This window comes from Petralouisia muris, assembly GCF_004793545.1.
In the GTDB taxonomy this organism is placed as follows: domain Bacteria; phylum Bacillota; class Clostridia; order Lachnospirales; family Lachnospiraceae; genus Petralouisia; species Petralouisia muris.
In genome coordinates, this window is sequence record NZ_SRYA01000256.1 from 1 (window position 1) to 474 (window position 474).

Here is a 474-nt window from a genome sequence, read left to right on the forward strand (position 1 = left end):
ACCATAACCACCTGCTGATAGATGATAAGGTTGCCCATGTGGTAAGGGAGATATTCGACCTTGTACTTGCAGGAAACGGAATCTCTAAAATCCGCAAGCACATCAATAAACAGCACATCCTACGCCCTGCTGCTTATGCGGTGGAGCAGGGGGCAACAGGCTATGAGCGGCACTTTGAAGATAACGAGGAAAACCGTTATATCTGGAGCGAGAACAGTGTGAGGGGTATTTTAAGAAGCCCGATATATGCGGGAAATCTTGCAGGCTACAAGCGGATTGCCGCCAATATGAAAAGCAAGAAACGCCCATCTAAGCTGCCCGAAGAATGGGAAGTGATACCCAATACCCACGAGGGGATAGTTACGCAGGAGGAATTTGATACCGTACAGCAGCTTATCACAAGCCGCAGATTACCCGAAAACAAGGGCGGCTTTGAGAATATCTTTGCAGGCGTTATCAAGTGTGCGGACTGCG

1 protein-coding gene is annotated in these 474 nt (G+C 48.7%); it reads left to right on the forward strand.

Annotated features, from left to right (window positions below; genetic code table 11):
- The coding region (locus tag E5329_RS29395; RefSeq protein WP_275443907.1) for a recombinase family protein at positions 1–474 on the forward strand (474 nt) is incomplete at both ends.